This window comes from Methylobacterium sp. Leaf89 (assembly GCF_001422215.1).
Classification (GTDB): domain Bacteria; phylum Pseudomonadota; class Alphaproteobacteria; order Rhizobiales; family Beijerinckiaceae; genus Methylobacterium.
This window is the reverse complement of sequence record NZ_LMML01000029.1, coordinates 1,021,686-1,031,956: the sequence shown is the minus strand read 5'-3', so window position 1 is coordinate 1,031,956 and position 10,271 is coordinate 1,021,686. Positions and strand designations below refer to the sequence as shown.

8 protein-coding genes are annotated in these 10,271 nt (G+C 66.1%); 5 read left to right on the top strand and 3 right to left on the bottom strand.

The genetic code is table 11. The features are described from left to right. Positions 1-511: cupin domain-containing protein (locus ASF18_RS24910; RefSeq protein ID WP_244472764.1), on the top strand; the 511-nt coding region annotated here is incomplete at its 5' end. Positions 512-1,066: 555 nt separating this feature from the next. After that, complete coding sequence (locus tag ASF18_RS23950) at positions 1,067-2,485, top strand: hypothetical protein (protein ID WP_156650004.1); 1,419 nt, start codon at positions 1,067-1,069, stop codon at positions 2,483-2,485. A gap of 88 nt (positions 2,486-2,573) precedes the next feature. Here ASF18_RS23950 and ASF18_RS20145 read toward each other — a convergent pair whose 3' ends face one another. After that, the gene (locus tag ASF18_RS20145) at positions 2,574-6,107 is read right to left on the bottom strand and encodes a rhamnan synthesis F family protein (protein ID WP_056354422.1); all 3,534 of its coding nucleotides are present in this window, start codon (positions 6,105-6,107) and stop codon (positions 2,574-2,576) included. A 393-nt stretch (positions 6,108-6,500) separates the two neighbouring features. Between ASF18_RS20145 and ASF18_RS20140 the strand changes: the two genes are divergently transcribed. After that, positions 6,501-7,598: a hypothetical protein gene (locus tag ASF18_RS20140; RefSeq protein ID WP_056354419.1), complete on the top strand. Its 1,098-nt coding sequence runs from the start codon at positions 6,501-6,503 to the stop codon at positions 7,596-7,598. Positions 7,599-7,649: 51 nt separating this feature from the next. Here the strand turns inward: ASF18_RS20140 and ASF18_RS20135 are convergent, their stop codons facing one another. Continuing rightward, positions 7,650-8,555 (bottom strand): ketopantoate reductase family protein, encoded by a 906-nt coding sequence (locus ASF18_RS20135; RefSeq protein ID WP_056354416.1) that lies wholly within the window; start codon positions 8,553-8,555, stop codon positions 7,650-7,652. A gap of 82 nt (positions 8,556-8,637) precedes the next feature. Beyond that, positions 8,638-8,949, bottom strand: a complete 312-nt coding sequence (locus ASF18_RS20130) for a hypothetical protein (RefSeq protein WP_056354413.1) — start codon at positions 8,947-8,949, stop codon at positions 8,638-8,640. A 108-nt stretch (positions 8,950-9,057) separates the two neighbouring features. On the opposite strand from ASF18_RS20130, the gene ASF18_RS20125 reads away from it, so the two are divergent. Then, positions 9,058-9,621 carry an Hsp20 family protein gene (locus tag ASF18_RS20125; RefSeq protein ID WP_056354410.1) on the top strand — a complete coding sequence of 188 codons (564 nt, stop codon included), beginning with the start codon at positions 9,058-9,060 and terminating at the stop codon, positions 9,619-9,621. Positions 9,622-9,755: 134 nt separating this feature from the next. Continuing rightward, a partial coding sequence (locus ASF18_RS23265) for an Hsp20/alpha crystallin family protein (protein ID WP_082487818.1) occupies positions 9,756-10,271 on the top strand: 516 nt, incomplete at its 3' end.

Genomic DNA, 10,271 nt, shown 5'->3' with positions numbered 1-10,271 from the left:
TGGCAGCCTGATCCACAGCGAGGGCGAGCACCTGACGACGGTGGTGGGGCTCGACGACGTCGTCGTGGTCACGACCCCCGACGCCGTGCTGGTGACCTCGAAGGCGCGCTCGGGCGAGGTCAAGGACTTGGTGACGCGCCTGCGCGCGCAGGGCCACCCGGAGGCGGACGCGCATCGGCGAATGTACCGGCCCTGGGGCTGGTACCAGCGGATCGACATCGGCGAGCGCTTCCAGGTCAAGCGGATTATGGTGACGCCGGGCGGACGGCTGTCGCTGCAGAAGCACTTCCACCGGGCCGAGCACTGGGTGGTGGTCAAGGGCACGGCGGAGGTCACGCTCAACGAGGCGGTGGTGCTGGTGCACGAGAACGAAGCGATCTACCTGCCGATCGGCTCGATGCACCGCCTGACCAACCCGGGCAAGATCCCCCTGGAGCTCATCGAGGTGCAGGTCGGCTCCTACACCGGCGAGGACGACATCATCCGCGTCGAAGATATCTACGGACGGTGAGACGGACAACGGGCGCTCAGGCAATGTCGCCTCGTTCGGCTGAGCGCTAGACAGCCGCGCTGCGGATCGCGACACGGTGGATCAGGGAGACCGTCCCGGCCGTGCCGTCGAAAGCCCATCGCAACCACTTCCCGTCAGCCGCCGGTGAAGCGTTATCGTTCGGGATTTGGGAAACGAGCCCGGCTGGGTGCATCGCGTTCGATGAGGGCCGATCCGGCGTGACGGGTGACGGCGGGCGCGTCCGTATCCCCCGGTCGGCCGGAGAGCCCGAGAGCCCGAGAGCCCGTCGCGGCCTCGCAGGCTCTTCCATGCGCGAGGGACAATGATCTGGAGCTCCTTGCGGACCGAAGCCGTGTCGTGGACGGGGAGCCCGATTCCGGCACGGCAGGAATTCGGACCTCGGCATGGGAATCCAGGCCGCCGGACCGGCTGATTTGTATCGGTCGGTCGAGGTGCTCTAAAGGACTGCCCCAGGGACGGAATTTTCGCGCAAGGCCCGTTCGTTCTGGCAGGGTACCGGGTCATCAGCTGGCAGCAATGTATCCCATGATTACAATGCTAAACCGTATTTATTCGGCCTGGCGTGTCAAAGAATTACTAAAAATTCTTAACGAAAACATCAATTTCGAAGAATACTCCGCTTTGAACCCGGACGTGAGTCTGGGTGGGATGCACCCGGCGCATCATTTCATTCGGTTCGGCTGGTCTGAAAATCGGTTGGTGAGCGGAAACCGAACGTCTGCGGAATTTTTTGCGACCCATTCGTCCGTCGCGGATGCCGTCAAAAAGTTGAACAAAAACGTCTATCTGAAGGAGGTCGACAAGATATTCGACCGGAAGCATCCGCTTCTGTCGAAGAATGACGTTCGGTTCATCGGTTACGTCGAATCGAAGCTTGGGCTGGGAACTGCGACCCGGGGCACAGTCACGTGTTTCCGTCGGTCGTCCTCCAGATACTCGATCTATCCCTACAGCCATGGCGCGGTGGACAGATACGAGGCGAAGTTTCAATCCGAGAAATACGATACCTATCGTCGACACAAGATCAACGTCTTCGAACTCGGTCTCGATCACATCGATCACGCCATCAACTACGTTCATGGTGGATCCAAGGCCACCTCTTACAATGTCCTGAAGCTGTACTGGGAGCTCTCGGAGATACCGTCGGAAAAAATTGAGGCCTTGAACCTCTACGACGAAATCTGGGCTCCATCGAAGTTCGTGCATGATGCAGTTGCGAAGGTTTTCGAAAAAAAAATTCTAATCATGCCGCCTTACGTCAATGTAACCGGCCGGGGTCGTTTCAAGAGAGATCGATTTGGTCTCTCAAAAGAAAAGTTCTACTTTCTATTTTCATTTGATTATAATTCGTCGATCCATCGGAAGAACCCTTTCGCGGTCGTGAGAGCCTTTCGGGCGGCTTTTCCGGCGACCGATTCGTCTGTCGGTCTCGTGGTCAAATCTAACGATCCGGTGAATTCGTCCGTCGACCGACGCCTGGTCGAGGAGTTGAAAAGCATCGATGAGCGGGTCGTTTTCATCGAGGATTACTTAGATCGGGCGACGATGCTCTCGCTGATCGCATGTTGCGATTGCTACGTCTCGTTGCATCGCTCGGAAGGATACGGCATGGGCATGGCGGAAGCCATTTGCCTCGGCCGCAAGGTAATTGCGACGAATTATTCGGGCAATGTCGATTTCCTGAATCAATACAACAGCTTCCCGGTCGATTACAAGATCGTCGATGTCGAGGCCGATCAGTACTACCTCGCATCCGGCAAGACATGGGCTGAGCCCATCCATGACAGTGCCGTACAGCAGTTCCGTGCCGCCGCCCGCGATCGTGGTCCCCGCGCCAGGAGCCTTATCGAGCGGACGCTATTCTATCGCCGTTCCATACCCAGCAAGGCGCGGTTGGCTAAGATGATGTCAGCGCGGATCCGCGCCATAAAGAAAGAATTCTGGCTTCATTGAAGCGGGTCTCAAGTCCGGCGCCACGCGCGAGCTGGATAAAAAATCTGGGAACAGGCTAGCGCGCAGTCGCAACGGATCATCGCGTGCGTCAAGCTCGCGGTCGGTTGGATCGTCCTTCGACCGTCGCGCGGTTCTGGTCGAGACGCAGGTGCAGGACACGCTCGGGAATGCCTTGTTCTTGAGCGAAGGCCCGGTCGTGCTCTTCCATGCCGCGGATCGCCCCCTCCGCGTCCGGGTGCAGATCGATCCCGAAGCGCTCCGCCCAGAATCGCCCCTCGATCGCCGAGACAGCGTATTGCTGCGTCACGTCGAAGGCGTGGGAGTGGTAGACCACTGCCTCGTCGACATAGGCCTTCTGAAAGCCAAGCCTCAGGGCCTCGGCCGCCCAGATCTGGTCCTCGCCCCACTCGACGTCCGGATAAGGCAGGATCTTCCAGGCTTCCCGGGACATCGCCGAATTATTGTCCGAGTAGAACTGCAGGGTCATCGCCCAGCTCTGGCCACCCGGGTAGAAAAAGCTCGGCAGGCCGGTTTCGCGATCGATCGCATCGGGCAGGAGGGCGAGGCGGTCGAACATCTCCTGCAGATCGCGCCGGGTGAAGGGATCGTGGTCCGGATAGGCGTCGTGCCGGCCGATCACGCCCGCGACGCGCGGTCCCCGCGCGAAGCCGCCGATCAGGGCCGACAGCCACCGCGCGTCCTTCGGACAGGCATCCTGGGTCAGCAGCGCGACGTAATCGCCCTCCGATCGGGCGATTCCGAGATTGCGCGTCCGACCGTGCTGGAACGCGGCCTTGTCGATCGTCTCGACCCGGAACTTGCCGCCGCGCGCCCGCACGCGCTCGGCGGTGCCGTCCGTCGAGCCGCTGTCGATGACGAGCACGTCGTAGGGAAAGTCGCAGACCTGTTCGGAGAGGGCGTCGAGGACGCTGTCGAAGGCCGGCCCGGCATCGTAGGTCGGGATGAAGACCGTGGCACGGGTGCCTTTCAATGAGGCGGGCGCGGGAAGCGTTGCGACGGAGACCGGTGTGAACCCCGTCTCGCCGAGCCGCTCGAAGAGGGCGGCCTCCAGCGCGCGGGCGCTCCGCTCCCAGGACGTCGCCTGCGTGAAGGCGAGACCGCGGGCCCGTTGCAGGGCCTGGCGATCCGGATCCGAGGCGAGGCGCTCGATCGCGTCGGCGATCGCGTAGGGCATCGGGCTGGCAAAGGTGACCTCGTCGTTCTTGAAGATCGCCCGGGTGCTCTCGGTGTCGATCTCGATGACCGGCAGGCCGCAGGCCATCATCTCCAGCGGGATCAGCGAGTAGTTCGTCGTCGAGAAGACGACTCCCAGATCGCAGGATCGATAGAGCGCAGCGAGTTCCTTCGGCGTCAGGATGCCGTGCTGGACGTGGGGAAACGCATACTGAAGCACGAGGTCCGCCTGGCCGAACAGCGCGACCTCGAACGGGAATCCGCGCTCGGACAACGCTTCGAACGCGGCGAAGCCGAGGGCGACGGCCCGGCGCGGCGTATGCTCCCGCGCGTAGAAGGCGATCCGGATGGGCCGGGCGGCCACGGCCGGCCGCGGCGCCCCCTCGGAATAGACCGTGTGATCGGCACAGAGCTCCCAGGCCCGCGCCCAGACGCCACGGGCTTGCATGTGGTCCAGCAGCCAGGTTCCGGCGCAGAGATGGGCGAACCCGAAACCGTAGGTGGCCTCGGCGATCAGGTTCAGATCCCCAGCCGCATGGAAAGAGGGCTCGAAGTCCTGGATCAGGTAGAAGCGTTCCTTGACGTTCTGCACCTGGGCGGCCGGATAGGCGCTCCAGCAATCCGTGGCGATGAGCACGTCGGCCGAGATCTGGCGCACGTCGTCCGGCAGGAAGCGGACATGGACCCGCGATCCGATGGGCCGGTACCAAGTCTGGAGCAGGCGCTTCGCCTGCGCCTGGTTGTCGAAATGCGCGGCGTTCTGAAACCAGAGGGTCTGGTGGTGCCCGAAGCGTTCGAGCCACTCGACGAGACGGAAGATCGTCATGTGGCCCCCGGCCCCGCCCTGGGCGAAGGACGGCACGATCCAGTGCACGTCGAGGGCGTCCGGGTTGTAGAGCCGGCTGACCGGCGCCACCGGAAGCGGCGGCCGCCGCGCGATCCGCGGCGTGTCCCGGGGCCAGAGCGTCGCGGGCGGGCAGCGGCTGCTCTCCCGGTCGGGAAGGCCTGAGACCGGGATCAGGCGGTCGCGGCGTTCCGTGACGTAGTTGCGGACCGCGTAGCCGAAAGCGCGCACCACCAGCGGCATGATGCGTTCCAGGGCATGCGCGAAGGTCAGGTCGACCTGATCCGCCTCGGCTTCGAACCGGTCGAGGGTCGTCAGGGCGTCCGCGAGCGTCGCCAGGCCCGCGGTGCGGTACCAGGCCATCGATCCGGCCGGGTAGTCCGGTTGGGCTCCGGCAGCGGCCGGGAGTCCGAGGACGGCGAGGAAGGCGTCGATCGCCGCGCTATTCTGCTCGACGTTCACGTATTCCCGGATGCGGTGGAAATTGCGCGGGTAGAGGCATCCCAGCGTCGGGTCCGCCGCGAAGCGCTCCAGGACCCAGTCCACCAGCGCCTTCGATCCCAGGGTCTGGTCGAAGAGGTAGAGGCGCCACTCCTCGCCCCAGGAAACGTGGGTGCTGACCTTGGTGTGCAGATGCAGGACGACGTCGAAGGTGCGCCAGACATCTTGGCATCCCACCAGGAGGGGACCGATGTCCCGGCCGCGATTCGGCACGACGCGGACCTCGGTGGGCTGCCTCACGGCATGGCGGTGCATCGCGCGCGCGATGAACTGCGCATCGGCCGCGGAGACGGCGGTGATGACGATCCTGGCGTCGGGCGGCAGGTTGTGGAAGCCCGGGATCAGCTCCTTGATCAGCTCCGGGTAGAAGCAGTGCGCGTGAACACAGAGACGCGGCGCGGGTCCCGTCGTCTCGGTGGGGCGGTCCCTCAGGTCGACCGCGATCGACTCGGCGCTCGCCGTTTGCGGAGCGATCCGTTGGACCTGCGCATGGTAGGTGTCGATCAGGCTCCGTCCACGGCTCTCCTGAGCCGCGAACCTCCGGTGATAGAAGAAGGACTCGAACGCGGAGGACGGATCGCGAAACTCGGCTTGTCCGAAATGGATGAAGTGCTGGAGCGCATCGATGTTCGCAGCGGCAACGTCGGGATAGTGGCTCTCGTAGAAGCCGGCATCGAAAACCGACCGGAACGTCGCCTCCGCCGCCGCGGAGGTCGTCGGCGGGACGTCCGGGCCCTCGCGCCAGCGGTAGCTCCCATAGAGCGCGACGCAATGCTCGGCGGGGGTCCTGGCGGTGACGTCGAGGGTCGGGTGAGCGGCGTAGAACGCCTTCGGGTCGAAGTCTTCCGTGGGGCGCCGCAGCTCGGGCCCACCGTCCAGGAGGTAGTGGATCAGCGGATTGATCCCGATCTCCTGCACATCACGGTAGGATGTCAGGTAGAATTGCGTGTCGAAGAACGGTGAGGGCCGGAAGCCCTTCTTCCAGCCGATCGTGTGGAAGTGCTTCTCGGCGTTGACGTAGCGCCCGATACCGTAGCTCTTCCTGTAGAACTTCCGATTGAACAGATTGCTCCTGCGGATCATGCCGACATGCCGTCGGAAAGATTTTCTTCTCCGCAAGAAAATCATCGTATCCCAGACCCTGCCGTGAAAATGAGATGCGGGCGCCGCGCCAGTCGAAGACCGAAGGCTCTGACGCCTTGGACAGAGCGAATCGAAAGGGGGCCGACCGCATCCGCGCCGAGGCCTTCGCGCAGACCGGTGGCCTGATAGCACCCCCCCTTGGCACCCGGCAACGCAGGCCCGGACCGGGTACCGCCCCCACGGATTTGACTCGGCAACTGAGGCCGTCGCGGTCGTGCAGAGCCCGGCAGCCGTGACGCCGCTGCGCGGACCCGGTCGATGTTGGGAGGCCGACTCCCGAAGCGACGCGTTCCGATCCTTGGTTGTCGCCGATTCCAAGGTTATGGACGTCCGATGAAAGCAGTCTACACCGCGCGTGGCGACGGCCTCGGCACCCGCATGCTCTCGGCGCTCTACGCCCGCATCCTGGCGGAACATCTCGGCCTGCCGCTCAAGGTGATCTGGGCTCCGCTGGGCGGCGCGAGCATCTATGCCGATTACGGGCTGATGCACCCGGATTTCCTCCTGGACATCTTCGCCGATCGGACCCTGTTCCGCGACACGAATCCAGGCCTCCGCGGCGTGATTCTGAGGAGCGACGCGATCGCGGATGTCAGGCTTCGAAGCCTGTACCATTCCATCTATCAGCTCGCCGGTTTGAGCGCGGACGAACTACTGGATGCCTTGGGAGAATCGGAGGACCTGCTCTACGATTTTCCGGGCCCGCTCATCACCTTCATGTCCAGCGACATCGATCTCGGAAGCGCCCTCACGGCTGCGTGGTCGAAGGTGAACTGGAGCGCAGCGGTCCTTGAGGCGGTCGGGCGAATCGGCAGACGTATTGACCTTCCCACCTGCACCGCGGTCCATGTCCGCCGTGGCGACATCCTCGACGTCGTCAATCGCGCCGACCTCGAGCATCTCGTCAACGACGGGATGGTCCAGGTCCTGCAGCGCTATACACCGCTCGCGGGCTTCTTCCGGCAGATCGACGCGTCGCGCCAGTTGGGCGACATCCTGGTCTGCACGGAGGACGCGGATGTGGTGCAGCGCTTCGCTGATCGCTACGGACGCGCGCGCGTCGCGTCGAGCATCGGCCTCGACCTCACCGAGAACCAGCGTGCGGCCACCGATCTGCTGCTGCTCTCGAAGGCTCGGCAGATCTTCGCGCCGTCGGTCAGCTTCTTCTCGCACTGCGCCGCCGCCGTCAGCGGGGCCCGCCTCACGAACACGGGCTGGGGCCTCGCGGCGAGCCTCGATGAAATCCTGGCCCTCGTCGATCGCAGAGACGCCACGCGGGTGCGGCAGGTCTCCGCCATCGCCTATGCCGCCGCGAGCCGCTTGGTCGCCGCGCAGGACCCGAGCCTCGCGTCGCAGTTCCGGAGCCAGGCCCTACACTTTGATGCGGGCTTGTCTGCCCGCGTGATGGGCGAGCACGCACCGGCGGCCTGAACCGGTCCGGCCCGCCACTGCCCGGGTCGGCGAGCTGTCCTGGCTGTCGGTTCAGGACACACCCGGATCGCCCCCGCCCTCCAGCGCCCGAACAAGCGCCGTCAGCGCCTGATTGACCGGCGTGGCGATCCCGGCCGCCTGGCCTTTGTGCAGGATAAACCCGTTGAGATGGGCGATCTCGCTGGGCCTGCCCCGCGCCAGATCCTGGGCGGTGGAGGAGATCTGGTCCGGCATGGTCGCCGCGAGGGCGAGGACCTGGGTCAGGATGTCGGGTGCCACCGAGATGCCCGACGCGTGCGCGACGGCGACGCATTCGGCGACGAGATCCGTCATCACGGCGTCGATGCCCGGTACTCCGAGAAGCCGGCCGTAGGGCAGCCGCGTGATCGCCGAGAGGGCGTTGTAGGCGCAGTTGACGATCAGCTTGCCCCAGAGGGCGTCGAGGGCGCGGTCGGAGATCTCCGTCGGGACGCCGGCGGCGGCGAAGAGCGCGGCCACCTCGGCGCTGCGGGGGAACGGACCCATCACCACGTCGCCCCGGCCGTAATGCCGGACGTGGCCGGGGCCGGGCATCCCGGTCGCGACGTAGACCGCCACAGGCACCACCGGCCGGTCGAGTACCGCCTGGAGCCGCTCGGGGTTGTCGACGCCGTTCTGGAAGCTCAACACCGCCGCGTCCGGTGCCAGGAACGGGGCGATCGTCCGGCCGACCGTCTCGGTGTCACCGGACTTGACGCAGAACAGCACGAGGTCCGCGCCGGCCACCCCCGCCGCTTCGGTCGTGGCCTGCAGGCGCACCGCCTCCTGCCCGGCCGCGGTCTCCAAGAGGAGGCCGCGCGCCTGGATTGCGTCCACGTGGAGCGCCCGTCCGACCAGGGTGACGGTGGCCCCGGCGCGCGCCAGCAGGGCGCCGTAATAGCACCCCACCGACCCCGCCCCCATCACGGCGACCTTCATCGCAACGTCTCCCTGTGCCCGATCCTGGCCGGAGGCTTACGGGAGGCCGCCGCCCTGGGCCAGCCGTCGTTCCCGACCGGTCTCAGGCCGCCGGGGCGAGGGCGTCGCTGCCCGCGAGGCTTTCGGTCAGAAAGGCGATGAGGGGGCGCATGAGCGCGCCCGCGCGGTCCTCACCGATCAGCACGACCTCGGTTATCGACGGCGCCGGCCAAGGCGCGGGAGCCCGCAGGATCCGCAGGCCCGCCTTCAAGAAGGAGCGCCCGAGCAGGGTCACCCCGAGGCCGCTGGCCGTCGCCTCTACGCCTATCAGGCCGCTCGTCGTGCAGGCTGCGACCCCGGCGCCGTGCCGGGCGGACCGAGTCCTAGAAAAATCGATCGCGGCCCGGAACCGCATGCAGGCGACGACGTTTCGCGCGTGCGGGGCTCGATGGCCCGCGATCAGGGCGCCGGCGCACGCGTCCGGCGTCCCTCGTCATCACGTTGCTCAACGGAGGATGTGGTCATGAGGACTTACGATGTGTCACCCCTGTTCCGGTCCTCGGTCGGCTTCGACCGGCTGTTCGATCTGCTGACCCAGGCCGAGCGGGTCGAGGCCTCGACGGCCTGGCCGCCCTACAACATCGAGAAGGCGGCCGAGGACAGCTATCGCATCACCATGGCGGTGGCGGGCTTCACGCCGGACGAGATCGACCTCGTCCAGCACGACACCACCCTGCTGGTCTCCGGCCAGAAGACGGGCCCGGAGGACGAGCGCCAGTATCTCCACCGGGGTATCGCGTCGCGGTCGTTCCGCCAGACCTTCAACCTCGCCGAACACGTCACCGTGCTCGGGGCGTCCCTGGAGAACGGGCTGCTCACCGTCGACCTCAGGCGCGCGGTTCCCGAGGCTCTGAAGCCGCGCCGCATCGCCATCGGCGGGGCCCCGGGCGCCGTCGGACAGGATAACGCGCCGGCCCGGATCGGGGAGGCCGAGCCGGGGGAAACGCAAGGGCCCGGCGCTCGGAGCGTCGAAGGCCCACGGACAGGTGACAGCGCTCGCGGCCGGGGACAGCCCGAGGCCGCCTGATGCCCCGCCCGGTCGCCGCGCGAACCGAGCCCGGCCCCGTTCGGACATCCGCTCCCTCGCGGACCCGGGGTGCCGTGAAGACCTCCGGGCCCGCGAAAAACCTTTGGACGTCAACCCTGCTGATGGAGTGAGCCATGAGTGTGAGAGATCTTCTTCCCTGGACGCGCAGCGCGGGCGCCGCCGGGCCGGGTCCGATGCGGTCCGATCCGCTGAGCCCCGTCCTGACGCTCCACCGCGAGATGAACCGGCTGTTCGACGACGTCTTCAGCGGCCTGAACGGCGCGTCCGCCCTCGGCCGGGGCGGCGCCGGCTGGCCCAGCGTCGAACTCGTCGAGACGGACCAGGGCCTGCGGGTCTCAGCCGAGCTGCCGGGCCTCGACGAGAAGGATGTCGAGGTGCTGATCGAGGACGGTGTCCTCACCCTGCGCGGCGAGAAGCGCTCGGAGACGGGCGACGCGGCCCGCGGCTACACGGAGCGCGCCTACGGCCGCTTCGAGCGGACGATCGCGCTGCCGTTCGCGGTCGAGGAGGACAAGGCGGAGGCCACCGTCCGGAACGGCGTGCTCAGCGTGACCCTGCCCCGCTCGGCCCAGGTTCCGGCCTCGGCACGCCGCATCGCGATCACCGGCGGCGTGCAGACCGAGACGGCC

What these genes read in the sequence shown, in the direction of transcription:
- ASF18_RS23950 (WP_156650004.1), top strand. Translation starts at nt 1,067, where the DNA reads ATGCTAAACCGTATTTATTCGGCCTGGCGTGTCAAAGAATTACTAAAA.
- ASF18_RS20145 (WP_056354422.1), bottom strand. Translation starts at nt 6,107, where the DNA reads ATGATCCGCAGGAGCAATCTGTTCAATCGGAAGTTCTACAGGAAGAGC.
- ASF18_RS20140 (WP_056354419.1), top strand. Translation starts at nt 6,501, where the DNA reads ATGAAAGCAGTCTACACCGCGCGTGGCGACGGCCTCGGCACCCGCATG.
- ASF18_RS20135 (WP_056354416.1), bottom strand. Translation starts at nt 8,555, where the DNA reads ATGAAGGTCGCCGTGATGGGGGCGGGGTCGGTGGGGTGCTATTACGGC.
- ASF18_RS20130 (WP_056354413.1), bottom strand. Translation starts at nt 8,949, where the DNA reads ATGCGGTTCCGGGCCGCGATCGATTTTTCTAGGACTCGGTCCGCCCGG.
- ASF18_RS20125 (WP_056354410.1), top strand. Translation starts at nt 9,058, where the DNA reads ATGAGGACTTACGATGTGTCACCCCTGTTCCGGTCCTCGGTCGGCTTC.